The 25,059-nt window shown below is 50.2% G+C and carries 18 protein-coding genes and 1 tRNA gene; 5 read left to right on the top strand and 14 right to left on the bottom strand.

The window, feature by feature from the left end; genetic code table 11:
* Window positions 1–12 precede the first annotated feature (12 nt).
* From Enr17x_RS13695 to Enr17x_RS13655, 9 genes are all read right to left on the bottom strand, one after another.
* The gene (locus tag Enr17x_RS13695; RefSeq protein ID WP_145309592.1) at window positions 13–330 is read right to left on the bottom strand and encodes a hypothetical protein; all 318 of its coding nucleotides are present in this window, start codon (window positions 328–330) and stop codon (window positions 13–15) included.
* Between the two features lie 12 nt (window positions 331–342).
* The gene (locus Enr17x_RS13690; protein ID WP_145309590.1) at window positions 343–1,497 is read right to left on the bottom strand and encodes a hypothetical protein; all 1,155 of its coding nucleotides are present in this window, start codon (window positions 1,495–1,497) and stop codon (window positions 343–345) included.
* 24 nt (window positions 1,498–1,521) lie between these two features.
* Window positions 1,522–1,707, bottom strand: coding sequence for a carbon storage regulator (locus Enr17x_RS13685; RefSeq protein ID WP_145309588.1), 186 nt, complete (start codon window positions 1,705–1,707; stop codon window positions 1,522–1,524).
* 41 nt (window positions 1,708–1,748) lie between these two features.
* A complete protein-coding gene (locus Enr17x_RS13680) occupies window positions 1,749–1,943 on the bottom strand; it encodes a hypothetical protein (RefSeq protein WP_145309586.1) in 195 nt (64 codons plus the stop codon).
* 244 nt (window positions 1,944–2,187) lie between these two features.
* Window positions 2,188–3,156 carry a tyrosine-type recombinase/integrase gene (locus Enr17x_RS13675; RefSeq protein WP_198001142.1) on the bottom strand — a complete coding sequence of 323 codons (969 nt, stop codon included), beginning with the start codon at window positions 3,154–3,156 and terminating at the stop codon, window positions 2,188–2,190.
* An 881-nt stretch (window positions 3,157–4,037) separates the two neighbouring features.
* A tRNA-Phe gene (locus Enr17x_RS13670) sits at window positions 4,038–4,110 on the bottom strand.
* Window positions 4,111–4,335: 225 nt separating this feature from the next.
* Window positions 4,336–5,697: an HD-GYP domain-containing protein gene (locus tag Enr17x_RS13665; protein ID WP_145309582.1), complete on the bottom strand. Its 1,362-nt coding sequence runs from the start codon at window positions 5,695–5,697 to the stop codon at window positions 4,336–4,338.
* A gap of 245 nt (window positions 5,698–5,942) precedes the next feature.
* Complete coding sequence (locus tag Enr17x_RS13660; RefSeq protein WP_145309580.1) at window positions 5,943–7,184, bottom strand: hypothetical protein; 1,242 nt, start codon at window positions 7,182–7,184, stop codon at window positions 5,943–5,945.
* A gap of 21 nt (window positions 7,185–7,205) precedes the next feature.
* A complete protein-coding gene (locus tag Enr17x_RS13655) occupies window positions 7,206–8,054 on the bottom strand; it encodes a sugar phosphate isomerase/epimerase family protein (RefSeq protein ID WP_145309578.1) in 849 nt (282 codons plus the stop codon).
* A 277-nt stretch (window positions 8,055–8,331) separates the two neighbouring features.
* Between Enr17x_RS13655 and Enr17x_RS13650 the strand changes: the two genes are divergently transcribed.
* Complete coding sequence (locus Enr17x_RS13650; protein ID WP_145309576.1) at window positions 8,332–8,802, top strand: universal stress protein; 471 nt, start codon at window positions 8,332–8,334, stop codon at window positions 8,800–8,802.
* A 91-nt stretch (window positions 8,803–8,893) separates the two neighbouring features.
* Entirely contained in the window at window positions 8,894–10,507 is a 1,614-nt protein-coding gene (locus tag Enr17x_RS13645; protein WP_145309574.1) for an SLC13 family permease, read from the top strand.
* An 8-nt stretch (window positions 10,508–10,515) separates the two neighbouring features.
* On the opposite strand, the gene Enr17x_RS13640 is transcribed toward Enr17x_RS13645, so the two are convergent.
* From Enr17x_RS13640 to Enr17x_RS13630, 3 genes are read right to left on the bottom strand one after another with little or no spacing between them, the layout of a single operon-like run.
* A complete protein-coding gene (locus Enr17x_RS13640) occupies window positions 10,516–11,898 on the bottom strand; it encodes a tRNA modification GTPase (RefSeq protein ID WP_145309572.1) in 1,383 nt (460 codons plus the stop codon).
* A 24-nt stretch (window positions 11,899–11,922) separates the two neighbouring features.
* Window positions 11,923–14,049, bottom strand: coding sequence for a YidC/Oxa1 family insertase periplasmic-domain containing protein (locus Enr17x_RS13635; RefSeq protein WP_145309570.1), 2,127 nt, complete (start codon window positions 14,047–14,049; stop codon window positions 11,923–11,925).
* Between the two features lie 2 nt (window positions 14,050–14,051).
* Window positions 14,052–14,798 carry a metallophosphoesterase family protein gene (locus tag Enr17x_RS13630; RefSeq protein WP_145309568.1) on the bottom strand — a complete coding sequence of 249 codons (747 nt, stop codon included), beginning with the start codon at window positions 14,796–14,798 and terminating at the stop codon, window positions 14,052–14,054.
* A 1,085-nt stretch (window positions 14,799–15,883) separates the two neighbouring features.
* On the opposite strand from Enr17x_RS13630, the gene Enr17x_RS13625 reads away from it, so the two are divergent.
* Together Enr17x_RS13625 and Enr17x_RS13620 are read left to right on the top strand one after the other, a co-directional pair.
* Window positions 15,884–17,278, top strand: a complete 1,395-nt coding sequence (locus Enr17x_RS13625; protein ID WP_145309567.1) for a sigma-54-dependent transcriptional regulator — start codon at window positions 15,884–15,886, stop codon at window positions 17,276–17,278.
* Between the two features lie 233 nt (window positions 17,279–17,511).
* The gene (locus Enr17x_RS13620; protein ID WP_145309565.1) at window positions 17,512–18,663 is read left to right on the top strand and encodes a hypothetical protein; all 1,152 of its coding nucleotides are present in this window, start codon (window positions 17,512–17,514) and stop codon (window positions 18,661–18,663) included.
* Between the two features lie 24 nt (window positions 18,664–18,687).
* On the opposite strand, the gene cmk is transcribed toward Enr17x_RS13620, so the two are convergent.
* Window positions 18,688–19,350 (bottom strand): (d)CMP kinase, encoded by a 663-nt coding sequence (cmk, locus tag Enr17x_RS13615; protein WP_145309563.1) that lies wholly within the window; start codon window positions 19,348–19,350, stop codon window positions 18,688–18,690.
* Between the two features lie 3 nt (window positions 19,351–19,353).
* Window positions 19,354–22,248 carry a glycoside hydrolase family 38 N-terminal domain-containing protein gene (locus Enr17x_RS13610; RefSeq protein ID WP_145309561.1) on the bottom strand — a complete coding sequence of 965 codons (2,895 nt, stop codon included), beginning with the start codon at window positions 22,246–22,248 and terminating at the stop codon, window positions 19,354–19,356.
* 674 nt (window positions 22,249–22,922) lie between these two features.
* On the opposite strand from Enr17x_RS13610, the gene pilM reads away from it, so the two are divergent.
* Window positions 22,923–25,037, top strand: coding sequence for a type IV pilus assembly protein PilM (gene pilM / locus Enr17x_RS13605; RefSeq protein ID WP_145309559.1), 2,115 nt, complete (start codon window positions 22,923–22,925; stop codon window positions 25,035–25,037).
* The last annotated feature ends 22 nt before the right edge of the window (window positions 25,038–25,059 follow it).

Raw genomic sequence — 25,059 nt, 5'->3', positions numbered from 1 at the left:
GATTCGTATCGGTTAAACGGTTTGTTGATTTCTCAGCTTCCGGACTTTGTAAGTTTTCACCATCACGCCAGGCGTTGCCGGCCGGCGATAGGATCGACCTCTCACAAACAGCGTCGCGCTTCGGCCGTATCCGTAATTCGGATCCACTTCGCGTGCTTCGATGTAGACGCGTTTCCCGATTTGAAACGCATACAGAAACTCAAACGTCCCGCGGTGACCGAGCCGGCGTTTGTCCCGATAGATGGGACCGCCTGAGACTCGAAATAGATCGCCCCGTTTCAGCTCGCCGCGGGGAGAGTAACGAAACGTGGACTCCATTGATTGAATCATCTTCTTTCACTTTCATTCCACGAACGCAGGTCCCTCTACGTCCGCGGAGGTCGAGTTCACCAGGCATTCCGCTTGCCGGGCTTTGAGTTTGGTCAGCAGGAACAACCGGAAGTCACCAGACTGGAATGCTGCTGGATCCCGATTCATTTTCTGGAACACAATCGGCCCGCATTCGCGAGCCAGGTCGCTTAGTTCTGCTTTGCTCAAACGATCCAGGAGCGGCCCGAAATTACGTTCCAGCGTTTCCCTGGCTTGCTGGTTGGCTTTTCGCCGGGACTGGATTTCAGCCACTCCCTGAGCGCCCTGGGAACGTTCGTGTTGCGCTTGCTGTTGTCGCTGGTCTTTCTGGTATTGGGGATCTTCCGGAGGCCATCCCTCGGCGGGATCTCTGCCTGGAAAGGCTTCGGTAACGCGTCTGCAAATGGCACCAGGACCGTACGCGCCCGGCTTTGATCGAGCGTAGGCAATCAGTCGCTGGATTTCTTCAGCAGAGCAGCCGCGGTCCTGGGCCGACGCTACGGCTTGCACCGCACGCCCCACTCCCAAAGATCTCAAATCATGTTCCACCACCAACCACGTAGGGTTATGGGAGGGTGGATGGTTATTAATATTAATCAACGGGTATATAGAGGCCTGATCATGGTGATCAGGGGGGGGCTGATCACTGTGAGCAGGGGGTTGATCATCATGATCAGGGGGGTGATCACAGTGATCACCCCCTTCTTTAAGGACTTGCGTCAATTCCTCGTCCAGGACAGGAGCTGGAATCTCGGAATTGTCGACCGTGAATTCAGCCGGAACAGGAGCCGGCTCAGTTAACGGTTCTCCATCGTTGACGATCGCGTCTAAATTCGACCAGACAATCTGGTAGGAATTCGCCTGCTGACCGTAACTGGTGACGATCTCTTTTTTGATAAGCAGGTTGTGTTCCATCAGATCAGCAATCCCACGTCGGGCCGTGGGAACGCTCATCCCGTCATAGGAGGCGATCTGGCGATGGGTAAGCGTGACCGTTGATTGATCACGCGCAAATTGCCAGTGTCGTTCGTCAATGGCTCTCAGGACACGCGTCATACGCGAGTGAGGCATCAGAGGGGCAATCTCTCTGAGGATGTGGAGCTTGTTCCCCCGTGTGAAATTGAAGTAGCCTTGTTGCTTAGAACTCATTTCGAACATTCCTTGTTCGCGATTTTATGCGGCTTTAGCCTGTGGTTCCTCGTCTGTTGGTTGATCGCGAAGTTCAGATCGAATCACCTGAATTTCGCGAGGCGCCTCGATACCGACGCGAACCTTGCCGCCTCGCATCTGGATGATGCGAATTACTACCTGGTCTCCGACGTGGATTGATTCATTCAGCTTTCTGCTCAATACAAGCATGACGATTCCTTTCAATTAGAAACAAAAGAGTAAAAAGTGACTCATTCAGTCACTGTGAAATTTTGGTATCCTTCGACGTACTGCTTTTCATTGCAAACCCAAACAACCCAATCGAGCAGGCCATATCGACGAGCAGCTTCCCGACGAGCTTCGTCTTCATTTGCAGCACGAATTTCGACGGTCTTCAGTTCCTCAAGATTTGCTTTACGATGTAGCAACACGTCGTAATTTTTCATGAGATCAGCTCCTTAAAAAGTGGAAGCGTTTTTTAGCTTCCGGAGTTCAAAAAAATGACTTCCAAAAATAGATTGCTGAAACGCAACACGCCCGCCAACCGAATGTTCGGTCGACGGGCGTTTGGGTAACTAGTGCCGATGCTGGATTGAAAAACACGACGCGGCCACACGCACAGTTCTGAATGAGTAAACTGGGTGATTCGTCTGGCAAACAGGATTAACGACCTACGCGTCGTGTCATGTGTTATTCCAGAATCGAATAAAACGAATCTGGTTGTTCTAAATTTTCGACAGCCTGGATTACTTCCGGCGTCGGATTGTGATAATACGTTTCGTTGACTCCCCGCGGACCATGACCGAGAACCCACTTGCCCGTATTCGCACCTGGATTGGCGGCGTTCAAATTCGAGTTGCAAGTCTCTCTGAGGTCGCGAAAATCGATGTGCTCCTTGATGCCGGCAGCATCCTGTATTGCTTTCCATTGCCGATACAAAGAACGTTTGCATTTTGTAATGGAAAATACAAACTCTGAATCTTCTTGAAATACCGATTCGAAATGCATGGCTACGATGTCTTGGAAAGGGATGCCTTGCAGTTTGGATGTTTTTTGAGCCAGGAAAGAAACACGTTTTAATTCCAGATCCACATCTTCCCATCGTAAACGAAAAAAGTCCTGGGTTCGTGGTCCGCAGTTGTAGAACACAACTACGGCAAGTCGCCAGAGCAGGGTAGGGCAGGCCGAAGTGTAGGGCCACTTGGCAACGTCGCAGGCTGCATAAACGGCGTTGATCTCTTCGTCGGTCACGATTCGAGGTAGCTTTCGGAATCGTTTTTTGGGAGGTGCCATGTACGGCACGCGTTCGATAATCGACTCCCCAAGTGGATTTCCCTGTATCGGTGGACCTACGCGCCGAAGAATCCGGCGGATATGTCGCCAATATTTTTTTACGGTCTCTGGAGAATAGTTCTCTTTCAGGAAACTCTGTTTGAATTCCCGTAGAACTTCGTTTGTGATTTCTCCGACCGGAGGATTTCTGGTCCGTGCCTCCCAATGATTTAAAGCAGTCAGATAAATTGATAGTGTTCCTTCTGGGGAATCCTCCATATCTGGTAATACATATTGCTCGAAGCAGTCTCTTAGACTTAATATAAATTTCAGTTCGTTTCCGCGAGCCACTAACTGATTGGGGAATTTGATAACTGAAGTAATCATAATTGCAGGTCTCCGCAATAAATTGATTTCGCCCATACGAGGAAACAGTGCCTGCTAAGCGTTCCCCGTCCTCAATCCCTTGTGCCTCCCTGTGAGCATCTTTTGTTAGCTCCTGTAACGTGAATGAACAAACGCGTTCCGTCTCAGGAAAAACTATCCATTTTTCCACCGCCTCTCCAAGGCATAAAGACATGTTTCACCTCCTCAAACAGAAACGCGCGTACGTTTAGCGCAACGATTCTGGTCGTGATTTTTCGGAGGATTGAGAAAAGCGGGCCGGTTGATCAGCGCTTAACGCGCACGATCAACCGGCTGTATTAGTTCTTGAAATTAGGCAGCACGCCGAAGAACCCCGCATAGAACTCAACTCCAAAGACCGGCAAATGCCCAACAGACAAGGGCCGACCTAACAAACGAATTTCTAATTTAGACGTTCGTAAGGTCTCGATCTTCTTTGAGCTGAGATAACGGCTTTAAAGAAGGTGATAAGAATTCTCACGCGCGTCTGTTAATGTTTTGCGAGAGTCAGTTTGCGCATGGAGAATTCAAAAAGTCAATCCTGATGAAAGGAAAATACCAAGATATTGGAAAGAGAGGCGCATAGAGCGAACCCAAAACAGCAAAAGCGATTGCTGAAAAGAAAACGGAGTACCGGACTATTCTATTGGCCCGTAACACCGGGATTAAATTTAAAAACGCTGACGCGAGAGAATTTGCAAAACATAACAGACGAAAGCGACTCAGGAGAGCCTGCTCGCAGAATTAGTTTTCCAGCCCTTACAGCGTGGAGTTTCATCCCGCACCAACGTTTTTATACTTTGCTACCAGGACTTTTAGTCCCGGTAGAATGTCCAAAAAATGCCTGCTTTTTTAGGACTAAGTGGGCACGGGCGGGATCGAACCGCCGACACCAGGATTTTCAGTCCTGTGCTCTACCAACTGAGCTACATGCCCTTCGTTTCCGGCGATGACTTCAAGAGCGTTAACTCCCTGTGAAATCGTCGCTTAATGGAAGCGAGATGGAAATATAAGCCATTCCCCGTTCAGTTTCAAGCAAAACCGGCCATTCCTCGACAGGATTCGTCAGTTTTCCTGAATCCGGTAGAGTTCCGCCTTAAATACAGGCTCAGAGAGGGTTTGGACCAAGAGGAATCTACGTATTTTAACGATCAGATCAACTTAAATCTGACCATCGAACAATTCTGACGAGAGATCAATCTCATCTTTCCCGGGCGTTGGTAGAGCCTGATCGATCTCATGATGGCTCTTGTTCAGATCGAGAATGTTATCCGGATCCATTGGATCGGCGGCTTTCCCGTCCGCCGTCTGAATGATCTGCACGATCGGGCTCGTGTAAAGATTCTGATTCCGCCGAATGACGCGTGCGGCACTACCATCGGTTAACGTCACGAAACTTCCTACCGGGAACAGTGACAGCAGATTGAGCAGAGCTCGCATTGGAGCCGAATCGATGGTTTTGTCGTTCGTTTGTCTTAACAGGTATTCCATCGCTGCATACGGCATCAGAGCAGGGCGGTCTTCTCGAGACGTCGTCAAAGAGACATAACAATGCGCGACATTCAAAATCCGCGCGAACATATGAATCATATTTTGGGTACGGTTTCGTGGATATCCCAGTCCGTTCGGTTGTTCATGCACCTGATAGCAAACAACGGGAACCACGCTGGGAATACCTGCGACATCTTCCAGCATTTCGAGTGAGAAAATGGGATGCTTCTGCACTTCCATGCGGTCAATGGGATTCAGTTTACGGCGCCAGGAGCCTATTTTATCCTGTACGCGGACCATGCCCCAGTCATGCACGAGTCCACAGAGTCCAATATTTCGGACGTTGGTTTCATCTAAATTGAGTTCAGTACCGATGGCCATGCCTAATAGCGACATCTGCAAACAGTGTTGAGAAAGCGTTTCGTCCTTTCCTGCTTCTGCTGCTGCCGAAATCACACTGTCGGCATCCGCCGTCAGTTGAGTCAGATAACTGGCCGCCATGCCGGCAATTTCTGATCCCTTGGGAACATCTCCATTCAGCGCACCGCGCATCATTCCATCCAAGGATTCGCCGAACTCCTGTTGTTGCTCGAATAACTTTTCCCGGTGCTCCTGGTCATAACCTTTACAACCATGAATGACCATCGAATCCCGCACCGCAGGCCCGGTATTGGCGACAAACATCGAACCGGATTCGATGAGTTTATCTAACTTTTCAGTCAGCTCCGTCGAAAAGATTCCCTGTCCGGGATCCAAAGCCGAGTCACCTGAAAATGCGGCACTCAGACTGACTGCAGCCGCATCCTGGTTGTGAATATTGACGTCAGGCATATTCCGATCGCGCAACAGTTGTTTAAATCGCGAATTGACCACCGAACCGGCAGCCAACAGCAACACGCCATTGGAATCATAGATCGGATTATTGATTTTTCGACCGACGATCAGATCTTCGACGCGAATCGAAACGGTTTCCTGATTCTCGTCCTGTGCTTCGTCAGTCTGGTCTAATTTTTCTTTAATTTCTGTTGTCATTCTCACAACCTGAAACGTGCCTGTTTCTCTTTAATTAAGAGAAATGTAGACAACGCCTATGATGAACGGGAACATGACTTTTGGCTCCCAAGGGGTTAAGCTCACCTCAAGACTAGGTTAAAAAAAACTCAATCTAGACTGAGGAGGGATATCTGATACGAAATATCAACAACAATTTTGACGATCATTCCGATTAAGAGGATCAGCGAATTCCGGCAGGAGGGGAATGACTGTTGCTATTGCGTTTAAGCCCGTTTCAATTGCGCACTGATCTCATTGAGCACATCGGCTTCGCTGGGCAAATCTGTGGGCAAATAGCCACGTAAAGGAATGGGAGTCCCATCCAGGCGGTAAATCACTCCGGGGAAATGGATGCCGGAGATGCCTGTTGGTAGAAAGGCTTCTGTTTCCAACTGCTCTTGAACAGCCGGGCCGGTCAATATGACGGGAATCTCAGCCAGACGCTCGAGGGCCAACTCGGACAATCCTGAGAGTGGCTGTGCTCCGACCAGAATACACAGGTCGGTTTCTGTCTGTTCCAGCATTTGATTCGCTGAATACTCGCGGGGTGAATAGCGGGGGTAGCCTGCAGCAAAATTCACACTGGCAGCGTAACCGGTCTGCCAGGCCAACACGGTTTCGGCGCCTCTGGTCTCGCCGACTCCGGGAATGTTCAGAGTATGACAACGACGTTCGGCTTGAATTTCTCGGACCAAGAGCGACAAGGCTTCGATGTTATGATGCGCGAACGGTCCCTGCTTAAACTCCGGTCCAAAAAAGAAGACGATGTATTTGCTCTGACGAATCAGGCTGACCAGACTCTGCAGGTCAGTTGTTGAAAGTCCTGAGGCAGCATTCTGTTCCAAATCGATGTCTTTTAAGAGCGCTCTCAGACACCAGATCAGTTCGAGTTCGTTACCCGGCGCTAATACAATCGATTGATCGACGTTGTCACTGTCATCGGTTTTCTCTCCGCTGATCGTCACGATTTTGCGAGATGAAACAGACTCTCCTTGATTCATGTTATTTCTGTGACACTCAGTACTCCGAAATGCATCAGCGCCCCAGTAAATGATTAAATCAGCACGACTGCGTACTTCCCCTAACGTACAGGACGCTTCACCTGCCTGTTGGAGTGCCCGCGTCGCGGAGGCAGCCCCCGTATCAATGGTCGCCCCGATCTGATCAGCCAGACTAATGGCAGCCCGTTGTGCATCGGTGGCAGACTGATACATCCCGTAGATCAGGGGAGACTGAGCCTGTTGAATCAGTTCGGCAGCCCGCTGGATCGCTTCCGTATGCGAAACTGCTGTCCCCCTGATTGAAGGTTGCAGAAGCGCTGACTGGGGAGACCAGTCAAACCAGGCCTGCCCCTGAGGACAGGTGGTTTGTACTTCGGTAATCTGCTGTCCGTCGGTTGTCACCCGGGCATCATCGCAGACGCAACAACAACTGGCACAGGCAACATCTTCGATCACATTTTTCACAGACGGTCTCCGAAACCGGGTTTAGCCGATCCGATTTTTCAGTTCATTTAAGAGAGAAACGGCTTTTCCGATATCCGCTTTCTGCTGTTCCCGGTCTTCCGGTATTTCGCGTTCGATCGTCAGTGGGCCGGTATAACCGATGTCATCGAGAGTTTGCAGGTAAGTTCCCATCCCAACATCGCCTTCACCCAGAGGAACTTCCGCGCCCCACTCGATACCGCGTTTGCCTTCTGCTGCCCAGGTTGCGTCTTTACAATGCACACTGGCAACCAGATGACCAACACGTTTCAAGGCGGCAATAGGATCGCCCGTACCATATAGAATCATATTGGCAGGATCAAAGTTAATCTTGAGGTTATCGCGTCCCACGTCACTGATAAAATCGAGCAGGTGATCGGCGGATTCCTGTCCGGTTTCCAAATTCAGCTGCTGTCCATTTACTTTGACGTGATCCAACAGCTCCTGAGTCACTTTGACCAGTTCCTTATAGTCGTCTGATTCACGGTCTTCAGTGACGAATCCGATATGCAGGGCAACAGTGTCTACGCCCAGCAATTTGGCGAAATCGGAAATGTCTTTCATTTCTTCAACACGTGCGGCGCGGGTTTCTGCAGGCACCAGACCGACGGTCTTCTTTGTGGTCGGAATGTCAGCGTAGCTTTCCCCATCAAAACCACCAAACACGCAGGTCAACGTAATTCCTGCCGCGTTACAACGGTCCATAAATTCTTTCGCAACTTCGGGAGTTCGGGTTTGCTTGTGAGGTGCATGAATCTGAATCGTCGGAATTCCCAATTCCTGGACGACGTCAAAATGCACTCCCAGACCTGCGTCTACTGAAGCAAATACACCAATAGGCCACTTTTCCATTTTTCCTGCCTCCACAAAGTGTTCGTTTATCTTTTTCGATTGTTCTGAGTTCAATACTGACGCTCCCTTACCTGAGAGGAGCACTATTTATCATAAGGAGATTTCCTGTGTTTCACAAACGAGGACCTTCATTTCTTTACAAAATAAAGAAACACATAACTGAATGTAGTAATGCAACTTGCCCCGTCTATTGTTTCCCGCCCAACTCCTCTTATAATGGATTCTTCCTGCGAAGATCGCAATTGCAGAAGGCCTTGAACGTAAAAGAGGAATCACCATGATAGAAATCAAAAAAATCCTGTTACCCACCGACTTTAGTGAGCCAGCACAAGAGGCAACCCAGTACGCTGTGGAACTCGCCAAAAAGTTCAATGCCAAGCTGTATCTGCTGAACGTGATCGAAGACCCGGTCGTTTATATGCCGATGTTTGAAAGTTATGCATTGCCTCCCAAAGAAGACTTTGAGGAATTTGCGAAGACCCGGCTCGACAACTGGATTCTCGATGAAGACAAAGGCGATCTGGAAATCGAAACCCACTGGGTTCACGGCAATCCCTTCGTCGATATCCTGAAATTCTCGAAGCGGGAAGAAGTCGATCTGATTATCGTGGGCACACACGGCCGTTCCTTAGCCGCCCATTTATTGCTCGGCAGCGTGGCAGAGAAAGTCGTCCGCAAGGCATCTTGCCCGGTGTTAACCGTTCGACCAAAGGGGCACCAGTTCATTCACCCGGAATCAGAGGAATAAATAATTCTCGATTCTGTTCTCTTTCATCGCTCATTCTCTATTTTGCATTTTGAATGAGACACTCATTCTGTAAATCAGGAATTCCCTTTTCGTGATTGGCGACTCATCACATCCTGCGGAAAGCCGCATTCCCTTTTATGGGAAGCTGTTCAGCATCATCGCCTTCCTGGTGATCTTGAACCTGCCGACGCCTTCTGACATGACCGCGTCGGCACAACGGTTGGCCGCGGTCACCGCGCTGATGGCGATTCTCTGGATGACACAGGCCCTACCGATCGCCGTCACCAGTCTGATTCCTCTGGCGCTGTTTCCAATTTTCGGGATTCAGGATCCGAAAACGGTCAGCCAGTCCTATATCAATCAGAATATTTTTCTGTATATGGGCGGCTTTATGATCGCATTGGGGATCGAAAAGTGGGGCGTGCATCGACGGATTGCCCTGCATACGATTAGAGTCATCGGCTCCAGCCCCCGGCGGGTTGTCTTAGGTTTTCTGTTTGCCACCGGTTTCCTGTCGATGTGGATCAGCAATACCGCATCTACATTACTGATGTTGCCGATCGGTATGGCTATCATTGGATCGATTTCAGAACTCACCCAACTTGAATCTCCCGAAGATTCCTCGGAAAGCATCCGCCATTTCTCAGTCGCATTGCTCTTGGGAATCGCCTATTCCGCCAGCATTGGTGGTGTCACGACGTTAATCGGCACCCCCACTAATATCGCCTTTCAACAAATCTGGCTCTCTCAGTTTCCACAAGGGCCTGAGTTATCAGCGGGTGAGTGGATGGTGATGGTGGTCCCGTTTGGCATCACGTTTTTACTCATCACCTGGGTGGTGCTTTGCTGGAATATGCCACGTTTATCGAATTCCAAAGAATCATCCCAGGCCATTATCAACGATCACATCCGGCAACTGGGTCGTGCCTCACGTCCCGAAATTCTGATGCTGATTATCTTCATTACAACTGCTATTTTATGGGTGACGCGGAAGCCGCTCATCTTTGGAGAATATGAATTACTGGCCGGCTGGGAGCAGTTTCCGATTCACTTTCTCACACAGTGGGGAATTTCCGTCGAAAGCGCCTCTGGCTGGGTACATGACTCCACAGTGGCGATGGGAATGGCGATCCTGATGTTCGCGATTCCCGCGCAAAAAACAGAGCAGGGCACGACCGAATATCTGATGGATTGGGATACGGCGGAACGACTTCCCTGGGGCGTCCTTCTGCTCATCGGTGGCGGCTTTGCAATTGCGGGTGCTTTTCGCACAACGGAATTATCGGGTTGGGTGGGTCATGTTTTCTCGCAAGTCATCGCCGACTGGCCTCCCTGGGCTCTGGTATTAGCCGCTTGTCTGATGTTGACCTTCCTGACCGAATTCACATCGAATATCGCGACCGTGAATACCGTGCTCCCCATTCTGGCGGCGACGGCAGTCAGTCTGGAAATCGACCCACGACTGATCATGATACCGGCGGCGATCTCTGCCAGTTGTGCATTCACGATGCCGATCGCAACACCGCCGAATGCGATCGTCTTTGCCTCGGGACAAATCAAAATGTCCGACATGCTGAAGTACGGAATCATCCTGAATCTGATTGGCGTTTTCCTGCTGACGGCATTTATGTTCTTCTACTTCATTCCGCAACTCGGAATTGAATTTGGAACCATTCCCGATTGGATTCATGAGCACAATCCCTGACGGGACGCTTATTTACCGATGCAGAATTTACTGAAGATGCGGTCCAGAATATCATCGGTATAAACCTGGCCAACAATCTGCCCCAGATGCTGTAGCGATTCGCGAATTTCAATCGCGACGAGTTCTTCTCCCAGTCGCAGTGAGGCTGCTTCTTCCGCAGCTTGCAGCGACAGCCCGGCGGATCGCAGGCTTTCTCGACAGCGGGAAGCGGTAGAACCAATCAGCAGTTTGCTGCCACGACGGTATTCCGTCAGTCTCGATAAAACCAGCGTCTTTAGATCTTCCAGCCCCTGACCAGTGGCAACTGACAACCTTACCTCACAGTCTCCCTCCAACTGGTTTGCGGATGGAGCAGGGGAGAGGTCGCATTTTGTCATAATATGCAGTAGATGTTGCGATTCCGAAAGCTGGCTCCGCTGCAGACGATCGATGTCTTCCCACTCCGGTTTCAGATCCGCAGCCGTGCACCAGATAACCAGATCGGCCTGGGCTACCTGTTGCGCCCGAAACTGCTGCGCACTGATAGAGATCTCATGCTCCCCCGACTCCATCCCCGCCGTATCGATTAATTGAATTGGCTGACCCTGCCAGTTTAATGTGGTCGCCAGATAATCGCGTGTGGTCCCCGCAACCTCCGAGACCAGAGCAGCATCCGCGTCTTCGACCAGTTCATTATATAACGTACTCTTGCCTGCATTCGGCAAACCGGCCAGAACGATAGAAAGACTGCCCGTCGATTCCATTCGTGTCGAAGAATCTTCGTAAAGTCGTTCACAAAATATACGAATCTGTTGCAGTCGGGAAACCAGTGTCTCACGATCAATAAATTCGATGTCTTCTTCGACAAAGTCCAGTCCCGCTTCCAGTTCGGAAAGCAGTTCCAGCAAATCCACGCGGGCTGCTCCGATGCGCGTTGAAACGCCGCCTGCCAGTTGGCTGAGTGCCAGATTGAGTTCAGCATGATCGTGGGCATCAATCACTCCGAGCACGGCTTCCGCCTGCATCAGGTCTACCCGTCCCGCGAGAAAAGCCCGCAGGGTGAATTCGCCTGGCCGCGCCATACGGGCACCGTGGGCGGCTAGATTTTCAATTGCCGCTTCGAGCAGGGGAGGCGCACTGATTGTATGAAATTCCGCCAAAGGCTGTCCGGTAAAGCTACGTGACGTCGGCCAATAGTAGAGTGCTCCCGGAAGAGACTGCGTAGATCCTGCCAGACGTAATTGTCCCGGATGACGTTCTGAACGGCTGGACTTCTGCCAGGCTTTATCGGAATGGAAGCAGGACGAAAGACAAGGCACGATCTCGGTACCACTGATACGGATCATACCGGCCGCGGCCCCTCCGGGGGCTGACGCCAGTGCTACAATCGTATCGTCAAACTGCAAATTCATGCTGAGCCTCGCAGGAAACCATCGCTACCGACGTTTCTTAGGCTTCTTCCCCGTGCCTTTGCCGCCGCGGCCGTTTTGCTGCTTCTTTTCATTGAGAGCGGCTTGGGCCTGTGCCTGATCTGCGATATCCTGCAGCCGGGCAAACCAGCCTTTTTTCGCAGGCTCCTGGCTTTCGGAAGTCTCTTTTTTATTTTTTGTTTTCTTCGACTCTGCTTTGATTTCAATCGTTTTGGAGTCTGTCGTCTCACTTACTTTGGGAGCACGCTTTGACTGAAAGTCCAACAGTTTCCGTTCACAGATACCCCAGAGGCTGGAAGCAATAAAGTAAACGCAGAGACCGGCGGGAACACGATAGAACATGAAGCCCATTGCGATCATCATGTAGTTCATGATTTTATGCTGCAGTTCCTGGTCTTTGTCGGTGGGTGGCGGCATGAATAATTTCTGCTGCACCACAAACAGTCCCACAGTCACCAGAGGCAGCAAGTTGAAGTTATCTCCCAGGAACGGTAGAGAGAAAGGCAGCTTGAATAGAGCATCGGGCGCTGCCAGGTTATCGACCCAGAGGAACGGAGTTCCCCGAAGTTGAACCGCGTTATTCAAAGCCGTATATAAGCCGAAGAAAATCGGCAGCTGCAGGAAGATCGGCAGACAACCGGCCAAGGGGTTATAATTGTTTTTGCTGAACAACTCCATTTGCGCCCGGCCGAGCTTCTCGCGATCATCGCCGTATTTCTTTTTGATCTCAGCGATCTGCGGCTGCAACTCTTTCATCTTCTGTGCGCCAACGGCCTGCTTGCGCGAGAGCGGATACAGGCTGCCTCGCACCATAATTGTCAGACCGATGATAGCCAGCCCGTATGACAGACCAATTCCGTGCAGTGTATTCAAGAGCCACAACATCAGTTTGGCAACAGGCCCGAAGAAGCCGAAATCCATGATCTCGGTGGCTTTCAACGGTGGGCCGAGTAGTGACTCGCGTTTCGGGCCGGCATACAAGGCATAACCGTGATCTATTTCGCCGCCCGCGTCCAGTTCAATCTCATTGGAATTGATCTGAATGGTTGTGCGGCTCTGTGATTCATTTTTGAGATCCTGCTGAATGAGGACCGGCTCAATACTGGCAGAATAGTTCGAACGCATTTCCCCGTTCACCAGCTTCGGCTCGTAATTTTTGCCATCCGGTGTTAACAGGGCAGCAAAATATTGAACATCCACTCCCGCAAACTGAAACGCACGCGTGTATTTCTCGACATTCTTAGCCTGAACTGCTTCGATGATATCCGCCGCGTAGAACGTTTCGGTATCAACGCTGAGATCATCTTGCAGAAACCCGATGCGAACATCGCGAAACTTGCGTGTATTGTCGGCATTTTCCAATGGGATTCCAACGGGCCCCAGTAGATGATAATCCAGTTTCTGTTGTTCGGTGCTTTTGTTAATGACCTTGATGTCAAAGTGAATCAGGTAACCGGCCTGTTCTTTATTTCGGAACTCGCGGAAATCCTGATCTTCCGGAACAGGATATTTCTTGAGACCAAACTCCTTTTGTACTTCAATGCTGCCATCCGGCGCTGTCAGCCCCAGTCGAACCGACTGAATGATCTTGGGGTTGTCCGGGTCTTTGATCTGTTCCAGTACTTTCCAGTTGACACGGCGCGTGTCTGTGAGCAGAGGCGCCAGTTTCTGATCCAGCTGTTCGATCTCGACTTCCAGAGATCGAATTTTAGCTTTCCCTCCGCCGTCAAACTCATCGAGGACTTTTAACGGATCTTTTTGGTTATTGAGATCGCGATACAGGGGATCGTTGAGAAAGGCATCGATGACCGCAGCCCCCTGCGTGGAGATCGAGGCCTGCATGAAGTAGCCGCTCTCCGGATCAAGTGAACCGAGCACGATTTTCTTGCTCGGGTTCTTGAGCAAATCGGCCTGTTTTACTTGTGGCTGCTCAACTGGCTTGATTTCTGCGTCTTTGGGCTCATCCGGTTTTTTTGCTACCAGGGGCGCATCATCATCCTTTGCTTCCGCTTCTTGAGCGACCTGCTGTGGCACAGGTTTGGGAGGAGCAATAACGGGCATGACGAACAACTGCCAGAAAAACAAAACAGTCGCAGACAGAGTGACGAAGAGTAAGAGTCGTTTTTGTTCCATTGTTATCGACCATCTCGCAGACGGTCGCCCAAGAAGTTATCTAAATCAGAAATTTCGTAAATCTTTTCTGCGGTAGCTGTAAAATCGTAGTCGACTCTGCAGAAGGTCACTTTTTCATCATCAATAATGACATAAGAAGAGCGATTGTCCGCATCACGCGGTTGCCCGACCGAACCGACATTCACCAGAAATTTTTCCGGACCAAACGGATACACGTTTTCCACTTCCTCTGGTGAAAGGAAATTCATACTCTCGGTAAATACACCGGGAATATGCGTGTGACCTTGAAAACAGTATTGATCCACCAGTCCGAAAATGCGTTCCATTTTTCGCTGGTTATAAATGTCTTCCGGAAAGACATATTCATTGAGTGGATTACGAGCAGAGCCGTGCACAAAAAGAAGTTTGTCTTCGCGAATCATGCGGGGAAGTTCCCCCAGAAAATCCCAGCGATCCTGATTCTTAGAGGCATCGCCTGTTTCCAGCATGCGTCGCGTCCAGAAAATCGCCCGTTCTGCGCCTGCGTTGAACCCTTCCGGATCGAACAAAGCTGCCTGATCGTGGTTTCCCAGCAGAGATTTCTTGCAGCGCTTTCGAACCAGATCGATACATTCCCGTGGATTCGGCCCATAGCCAATGATATCACCCAGGCAATAAATCTCACTGATTTCACGGCGGTCAATGTCAGCCAAAACAGCTTCCAACGCTTCAAGATTACCGTGAATATCACTAATGATCGCTCTTAACAACGGACAACTCCCACTTTCTTTTACCGGGACCAGCTTATAAACAGGCAAACTCCGGCCATAATCACGATGAGGAGCCTGTACTAGAGAGGCTATCTTCTGTTAACAAACACCCTGAATATAGGGAAATACACTCGATAATTCGCTTCCGGGACACAAAACACCCTTGATCCCGGCTCGAATTTCAGCCGACGGTACCGCGACTTAGAAGCCTTCCGATCTCTCATCCTCAATCGAAGGCCGGCCGAATCCCGTAAGATCGTCTGGAATCGTTCATCCAAAGTCCCAATAGTAGCAGTACAGGGACACCATCTCAAGGCTCTGTTTACAGTTATCATTCGCTATCTGATGGTAAATCTTCGCTCGCAAAGCTAATTCTCAGCGAAAAACCAGAGCAAGCTCCCCATTTGCCTTATCTGGAAGCAACTTGGGCGCTGTTGAGCACAATCCTCCGTTTGAATTTTATCAGCGTCTTCCCCCACGACTCATTGAGCCAATTCCGGTGAAACTCGGCAAAACGGGGGATTTGCTGTCGTTCGTAGCAAATATGTCCTATCTGCTCCTGGTAACGAATATAGCAACCATTCAGCGCTGCCCCACACTGTTAACAGAGTCGTACGACCCTTGAAATCGGTATAAGCCGGTTCTTAAGCTGGTTTCAATCGGAATTCTGAGGCCTTTTTACCTCTTTCAACAGCGCGTCACGCGGAAATCAGCAACATCTGATTCTCAAAAACAACAGTCCTTGTCGTTCGCATGTTGCCTGTTCGAAACTTGTGTCCTATGTTTTCAATATCCCTTCATTAATGTTTGCCTCCCAGTTTGATTGATGGGCGAGGGCGTTTACCGATCAGGTAGCAACCTTGTCTGGCATGAAAGCGCGGATCGGTTTCCTCATTTGTATTGAGGAAAAAACGCATCCGGCATTTTGCTCCATCAAAATCAATGATTGATTTTGTGAAGCATACTAAGCAGATTTTCAATTTCATTATTGTGAATCCAAGAGACACAACACTGATTATTCACAACCAACACAAGCTGTACGACGATTGCAGCATTACATGGACACTTTGGGCGAGACATATTCAATGAAGACAAATTCTGGTTCATTACTGGTAGTTGACGACGATCAATACATTCTGGAAGCAATGGCCGACTATTTGCGTAGCCTGGGGCATCGCACCGAAACATCGCTGACTTGCCTGGATGCGATCGAACGTTTAAAAGAATTCCCTTTTCAGGTAGTCGTCTGCGATGTCAACCTGCCAGACCAGGATGGCTTTCATCTGCTCGAATGGGCGAAAGAAAACGCACCAGACACAGCCGTGATCATGCTGACCGGTTATGGAACTATCGAAAGTGCCGTCGAAGCCATTCGTCTGGGCGCGTTTGAATACCTGACCAAACCGGTCATCGACGAAGAACTCAGTCTGGCGATTGAACGCTGTCTGGACCAGAGACAGGTCGTCGAAGAAAACAAAACACTCAAAGCGCAACTCGATCAGCGTTTTGGACTGGCAAATATTGTCGGCCAGGACTACAAGATGCAGAAAATGTTCGACCTGATCGAGAGTGTGGCTGATACGCGAACCACCGTTTTAATTCTGGGTGAAAATGGAACCGGAAAAACGATGACCGCGCGAGCCATTCATCAACTCAGCGACCGCTGTAACCAGCCCTTTGTGGAAGTCGCTTGCGGTGCACTTCCCGACAGCTTACTGGAAAGCGAACTGTTCGGACATAAAGCCGGCTCCTTCACTGGCGCGACACACGATAAAATTGGTAAATTTCTGCAGGCAGACGGCGGCACGCTGTTCCTGGACGAGATTGCCACCGCTTCTCCCAGTCTGCAGGTGAAATTACTGCGCGTTTTACAGGATCATGAATTCGAAGCGGTCGGCGATAACAAAACGCACACCGTTGATATTCGACTCATTTTGGCAACCAACCAGAATCTGGAAGATATGGTCGCCAAAGGAGAGTTCAGGCAGGACCTTTACTACCGGATCAATGTCATTACATTGACACAACCTGCTCTCAGAGAACGCATGAGCGATATCCCGCTTCTGATCGAGCACTACCTCAAGGTTTACAACGAACAAATTGGCAAATCAATCAAAGGTTTTGATGCCTCTGCGATCCAGGCCATGCTTAAATATTCCTGGCCCGGTAATGTGCGCGAACTGATCAACGTGATCGAGCGCTCGGTCGTGTTGACCAAAGGGGAGTACATCCGAGTCCATGATCTGCCCGAACAAATTCGACAGGAACAAGCCTATGCACTGTCAGCAGACAATCGCATGGGAACGGGTTCCCTGAAAACGGCGCTGGCCAATCCGGAACGTCAAATCATTATCGAAGCACTGGAAGCGAATGGCTGGAACCGCCAGAATACAGCCAAGGCACTGGGCATCAATCGCACCACGCTGTATAAGAAAATGAAAAAATACGATATCGATTTTGAAAAGCAGCTGATGCACTAATCAGTTGTCCTCAAACTTGAACCCAAACCCTATGCACGTCGACTCGACGTGCATTTTTTTATGGACGGCTCTCTCATGCAGTATTTCCATTCAATTACGAAAAACAAATAAACTTCAGCTTATACACCTATATTCACAATTTGGAATGGCCGATATGTATTGAGAGAGGAACGGAATCTTCTCATCACAGGCGAAAAAACGCTCAAACATCTCATTTCCAGGAGGGGGAATACATGAGGTTCGCGCCGATTGTACTGATCACAGTTTCGTGCAGCCTGATTAATTCGGCAATTTATGCCGCAGGACCTGCAGAGCCTCAGACGCTTTCTGACGTCTTCTCCAATGGAGTCTATGAAGGAGAAGCGGCACCCGCGCCTCCTGCTATCGATCCTCCTGACACCCTGAATTCTGTCACCGAACCAGAGACTCAATTCATCCAGACACCAACGGGAGAGCAACCAATTTCTCTCCCTGCACAGCAGCCATGCTCGTGTCCGACGTGCAGTGCGCAGGCATCGGCCTGTAACTGTCAGTCATGCGATTGCAATGCCTGTACACTCTGTGATCGAATTCCGCTCTTGAATAAGTTTCCCAGCGATCGGTGTTTTGATGACTTTGTCATGCCTGTCAGCAATCCCGTCTGGTCAATTGATCCGCGCTCACTGACTTACGTGAGAGGCATCTTTATCAATCAAATGATTGACTCCCAAACACCCGTACTTGGTGCAGGGGACCTGCAGGTTTACGCCCTCCAACTTGGAATCGCTTTAAACGAACGACTCTCTGTGATTGCCGTGAAAGACGGCTACAATACACTGCAAACCCGGGGTGTTGGTAATTCCACAGGCTGGTCCGACATCGGCCTGGGGCTAAAATACGTGCTGATCCGAGATGTCGAAAATCAGTTCCTGCTCTCAGGTGGCCTGATTTACGAAGCCACAAATGGAAGCAGCCGCGTCTTTCAGGGAAATGGCGACAGTGTCTGGACACCGTACCTCTCTCTGGGTAAACAGATTGGCTGCGGGCACCTGATTGCTTCCACCGGTTACCATGTCCCCGGCGACACTGCCGAAGAATCACAATCCATCTATTATAGCGTGCACTACGATCACCCTATCACAAGCAAGCTGTCAGCCGTCGCTGAGCTGAACGGCATCGTCTACACCAAAAGCGGTCAGGCACTGCCCCTGAATATTGAAGGGGGAGACTGGATCAACCTGGGTTCAACGAATGTCGCTGGCAACAACTTTATCTCGACTGCCTTTGGAGCGAACTACCGCATGAACCGTTGCCTGTCGGTCGCCGGTGTCTGGGAATTTCCCATCACAGGTCGCAAAGATCTGATGGACAGCCGCACGACGGTAACATTGACACTCCAGTTCTGATCTTCAGAACCCGAAAATAAATCATCAATGTGATTCTGAGTTGATCCGAGAACGAACAAGCTGCTCCAGTTGATCAATCACTTCATCGATTGTCAAACGGGACGTATTGATCTCAACCGCATCGTCGGCCGGTTTTAACGGGGCGACGGTGCGTTGTTCATCGCGCTGATCACGTTCATTGATTTGCTGCAATATCGCCTCTAAGGTAATCTGCTTCCCCTGTGCCACCAGCTCTTCATGTCTGCGACGAGCCCGCTCCTCAGGATCGGCGATCAGGAACACCTTGCAGAATGCATCCGGGAACACCACGGTTCCCTGGTCCCGACCTTCGCTGACAATATCCACGCCCTCTGCAGCCCGCTGTTGCAGACGTACCAGTTCCTGCCTCACCGCAGGATACTGCGCAACCACCGAAGCAGCGTCTGTCACATCGGGAGTGCGAATCGCCGCTGAGACATCTTCTCCGTCGAGCAGCACCCGATCACCTGAAAACGTAATCTTGATCTGCTGACTGACGTGCGTCACTGCCTGCTCATCCGCCGGGTCCACATTTTTCTGCAGTACTCCGCAGGCAACGCAACGATACATGGCGCCGGTATCAAGAAACTCAAACCCCAGACGCTTGGCTAAACCGCGGGCCGCAGTACTTTTTCCCGATCCTGCAGGGCCATCAATCGTCACGATCATCGGTTACGCTTGCTCCTCGAACAGGATTTCAATTTCGGCAATCTCATACTGTGACATCTCGACCAGAACCGCGTCCTCTTCAATGGGAAGTTCAACAACGGTCTTCCCGTGAAAATCGCGCTGACGGGCACTGACGGGAGATTTATAACAACGTAATTTTACAGAGCGATGCATGCCTTCGGTTTCCATCAGACGCACGGCAAAACCACTTTTAGCTCCAGACGCTTCGTTCGACGAATCTCCTTCCGGAGGTAACAAGTCCAGCACACGTGTCAGTTGGACATTACTGGCTGAAACATGAAACAGCCATCCCTTTTCGCCCATTCGCGGAGGGCCGACCTGACTGGAAACCTGTCCTGCAGGCACCATGACATTCCGGGCCAGCTGCATCGGGAAATTCTGATTCACGGCAATCGAAAAGGAAAACTCCCGTTTCGTTTCGCCTTCCACAACCAGCATGCTATCGAGCATCCGTGGCCCGGTTTTACGATGAAACGGCAGCCCATGATTCAAAATAGTCACCCGTTCTTCGCCTTCTGCAATCTCAAAATAATGCGGGCTTTCAAAGCGTTCCCCCTGAAAGGCATGCGCACTTTCCAAGAGAGACCGTGTCAGAGAGGCTGTACTGTCGCCCCAGGCAAAGCGCGCTGCATAATAGTGATCCCAGGGGTTCCCGTCAGGCATGGTCTGCACATCCAGCTCGATTTTTACATCTAGAATCGGACGCCCGCGCCAGAGCTGATATGTCTGACGGAACGATGCCAGCGTCGTGTCGCTGACCTGGTCATAAATTTCGCCGGTGGTTACGATTTCTCCCATGCCGGGCCCCGCACAGGCGAGCTCTGCATTGACATTCCGAATCGCAGAGTAGGGGGTCTTCTCTTCGAGGTCGCCCAAGGCACCGGGAGTAGAAATCGTGCGTTGATAGGGAAAACGATAGGCTAACTGCTGGCTGAGACGGTTCGGCTTTCGACCATATTCTTTGATCTGGGCAATGCCCCCGGTCTCTTCATGAATATGCACTTCAAAGAATTCGTTCCGCAGCAACAGAGGCTCCGCAATAGGAACATGACTTTTGGCTGGTGCTGCCGGAGACGTACCAGGCTGAAGCCAGATAAACCCGGCACCAGGTATTTCCACGACCGCTTTCTTATGTCGCTCATCGAACTGTGTGGCTTTGACTGCATCCTGAGCAACTGGTTCATGGGGAAATTCGGGCAGATCAACGACCACTTTTCTGGAAAACGAAAGCGAGTTCAATAATAACACTCCGCTCTGCTGTGCGGCTCCCTGAAGAATGATTTCCGCGAGCTTTGCTTCGCCCGCCTGGCGAAATCCTTCTAGCGCGGTCACCGCACTTTGAATCTGTTCCGCTTCCGCATCCGGGTGTCCCTGTTCCACATCCCGCTCAACTTTTTGCAATGCTTCGTCTTGAATGGCTTGTCCGTAGATGGCTTTGGAAACGGAATGAAACCAGAGCCCCGCCGTCAATTCATCGTGCCTCTGATAGTGTGCGATAAAACGGCTGAGTGGATTCGGCTTTCTCATCGCCACAAGTTGACTCAGAAAGGGAGACAGGTATTCCCGCGCATCATAGGAAGAATGCCGACCTGACGACTCTGTATTTTGAAAAAAGTCATTTAACAAAACAAAGCTGCCCAGCACCGGGGCATAGCGATGAATGCGTTTAAAGTCTTCAAAAAAGGGGGATTTCACATCAGGCCAGTGGGCAAACATCAGCGCCCCGACCTGATCTTCTTCCATCGATTCTGCCATCCGCTGCGGAAACCGCAGATAACCGGCTGAACCTTCCGCCGACATGGGGATTCGGGAAAACGCATCCAGAATCGTTCCGTCTGCACCTTCCCAGTGAATTTTACTCTGCTCATAATCGGGATAAATACCATCATCCAAAACCAGATGCAGGGCGGAATGGAAGCCGAAGCGATGCAGTAACATTGGCAGAATGGAAGCCAGACCAAAGCGACGCCGCGCCCAGGTCGTCGGAGTGCGACCGGTGAGTTCCTGAATTTTGCGTGTCCCTGAATTCAACTGCCAGATCAACGACTCTACAGGAACAACCGGTGTGGCAATTTGATCCTGCTCACCCCCGATGACTTCGGTCTCCTGATTCTGACAACTTGCTTTCAGAATTTCCGTCAACTCAGGACGTTCCTGGGAGATCGTTTCCAGATCGTCAGCGGTGAGCAGCAAGTTAAGAGGTTGTTCATCCGCAATCGCCGCCTTGAGCGCATCATTGGCCCACTCCGGGGTGACCAGACACAAGTCAATTAAATAACAGTCGATGGGATAAAACCGCTCACGATTCTCAAGCAGGACTTCGAAGCATCCTTTGAGATGGGCTCGGGCGGCTTCGTTATCATTGGCCAGCGCCGCGTCAGCGGCCGCGATCGCTTCCCGTTGTATGGTCGCTTCATCCAGACTACTGAAATGATGCATGCACCGCGTCAATAACTCTAATTGAATGTAACACAGGCCAAGCGCATAAAAGTCAGCAACCAGTTCGGCTGATAACTCCGATTCAGAAGCAGATTCTGCCTCCGCGTGCAACGGTTCTAACGCCGCGGCAGCCATCTCGTCCCGGTGAATCTTGCCACTGACAACGGTGGCCCCATTAGACTCCGCTTCTTCAATCCAGCCGTAAGGCAGCCAGTCTTCGGAGGTTTTAGGAACCAATAATAAACGGTCCGCCAGAAACTGGGGAGGCTCATCGGAGCGATGCCAGCTCGGAATGACTCGCGACGAGGCCAAAAGTTCAGGATGCCAGGCCACTGCAAAAGCATTCAGCAGGCTCTCGGCGTCTTTTTCTTCCAGTTCCGTCGGGAAATCTTCAAGACTGTGGCAGGGGATCAAAACAACTATATCATTGTATGTCATTGTGTCACAATACTTTAGAAACGTAATAACATTCAATCTGTACGTGTGAGAAAGAGTCCGGTTCCTTCTCTGACTCAGTTTAGCATAAGCAAACTCGGACTGAGTATCTATAGCGCGGTATCCCACACCCTCCAGAAATCACAAATCACAGGGTAACTTATACTTAGTCAAATCCGGTTTTGAACGCAGGACAATAAACACACGAACAGATATCTATAAAAAACTAATTGAAGAATCCATCAAAAAAACTGATAAAACCGTAATAAAAAGTGACTTAGTGGGAACTGATTGATTTTGCCGCTCGTCCAATTAATTGAATGAGCTCAAAACGGATAGGATTGCGGCAGGAAATCACAGGGTAAAAACCAATTGAACAGACAAAAAGGGAGCGAGTGGCTCATTAATTTTTATGAAGTCGTTTTCAAACATCCACTATTTCATTGACTTTATACGAAATCCTGTGATAGCCTTATGTTAGCGGATTGTGTAATCTGAAATAATTCCCTTAGCCTATCTAACTGCGACTAATAAAATCTGATACAATTTCGCGAGTCTGAATCGATTCCGGTCAGTCAGCGTAACATCATCTCGTTCATTAAACTTCGGAAACATTTCCGGTTCAATCTGGTAAGCACTGATTCAGGTATTTCCAGAAAGTAGGAGTGACCAGTCACATGGCAGAAAATCAAGCTGTTTGGGGCATTGAAATTGGGCAGGCCGGCTTAAAGGCCATTCGACTTCGCTATGCAGAAGCCGCTGATCAGGTGATTGCTGTCGCGTTCGATTATATTCCCCATCCCAAAATTCTCAGCCAGCCCGATGCAGTCCCGGATGAATTAATCAGTCAGGCTCTCGATACCTTCCTGTCTCGTAATGAAACCAAAGACGATCTGATCGCCATCAGCGTTCCAGGACAGACCTCCCTGGCACGCTTTATTCAACTGCCCCCGGTTCAATCCAGCCGCGTTCCTGAAATCGTCAAGTACGAAGCCAAGCAGCAAATTCCGTTTGCGCTGGAAGACGTGATCTGGGACTACCAGCCTCTGGGTGGCGGCGTGGAGGAGAGCGGTTACATGCTGGATGCCGAAGTCGGTATCTTCGCCATGAAACGCGATCAGGTTTTGAAAACACTCCAACCTTTTGTCGACAGAAAAATTGAAGTGGAGTTGATTCAGATTGCTCCCTTAGGTCTATATAACACACTCTGCTACGATTCGCTCGGAATGCGTGTCGGCGAGGAATTCGAAGGAAACCCGGAAGAGTCTGCGATTGTGGTTGATATGGGTGCCGACAGCACCACATTGATGGTCACCAACGGCAATAAAATCTGGATTCGTAACGTTCCCATCGGCGGCAATCACTTTACCCGCGCGTTAACCAAAGAGATGAAGCTCACTTTTGCGAAAGCAGAGCACCTCAAATGCAATGCGACACGCTCAGAAGACCCCCGCGCCGTCTTCCAGGCCTTGCGACCTGTGTTCAATGAATATGTTTCTGAAATCCAACGCTCGATCGGCTACTTCTCCAGTGTGAATCGCGATGCGAAAATTTCAAAGGTCTATGGTACTGGTAACGGTTTCAAACTTGCCGGCCTGCAGAAATTCCTGCAACAAAACCTGCAGTATGAAGTCGAACGGCTTGATGACTTTCAGTCCTTAGTCGGCGATGCCGTTTTGAACGAACCTCTGTTCCAGGATAATATTCTCACATTCACGGTTCCCTACGGGATCGCACTGCAGGCCTTACAACGGACCTCCATCCGTACCACACTACTGCCGCCTGAAATTGCTACGGCTCGTAAAATCCGGCGTAAAAAACCCTGGGCCGTTGTTACTGCAGCAGCCTTACTGGTGGGGCTTTGCATTTCGACAGTCGGTTTTAGCAACGTGGCCAACTCGGTCAGCACTGATCGCTTCGGAAGTGTGGAAAGCAAAGTCAAAAATCTGACCACACAGATCTCCGGCTACCAGACCAGTTACTCCAATGCTGAAGGGGAGTTCAAAGGCCTGCTTGAAAAGGGAGACAAACTCGTCTGGAATCTCGATACACGAGATGACTGGCTTGAAGTTTATAAAGCCATCGATGAATGCCTGCCCCGCGACGTGGACGATGAACTCGACAACGAACAGATTGAAAAACGGAATCGAATCAAACTGCCTGGGATTACCGTAGAGCATTATTCCGATTTATCTCAATGGTTTGAAAAACTCACTCCTCAGGCCAAATTACTCCTCCCGAAAATCGATCAGGAGAATCCACCTGAAGGAGAAGGGTTTGTGTTTACCCTCAAAGGAGTGCACTACCATCACGATGAATCACAGGGAAACGCACATATCGGCGTCTTGTATGTCCACGAAACACTCATGAAGAATCTACAGTCCTGGACCGTCAAGAATCAGGATTCGGCTCCTGTCGATGTCCGCAAAATGGGCATCACACATGCAACGGTTTTGACCGACTCGCGAGATCCCTTTAAGTTCTACCCCAACGGTCGACCACGTGGAATGCAAAGAGGCGGCGAAGGACGATTTGCTGGCCCTGGTGGCTTTGGTGGTTTAGGTGCCGGCCCGATGCCTGATGTAGGTTTTGCCGAAGCGGCAGGAGGGATACCCCGTCGCCCCCGTGTCGGCGCCAATCGCCCTGAAAAAGAACCCAAAGTAATGGTCATTCAAAGAACAACATTCGAATTGCAATTTGTCTGGAAGCCAATTCCCGTACTTGAACGGCAGGAAAACCCACCGGAATCACCCACTTCCGAAGGGGAAGAAGCGACTGCGGAAGCTGGCTGATCAAAGTATTTCGGACAGACAA

Source organism: Gimesia fumaroli (genome assembly GCF_007754425.1).
GTDB classification, from domain to species: Bacteria; Planctomycetota; Planctomycetia; order Planctomycetales; family Planctomycetaceae; genus Gimesia; species Gimesia fumaroli.
The sequence above is the reverse complement of the archived record's forward strand: the minus strand, read 5'-3'. Positions and strand labels throughout refer to the sequence as shown.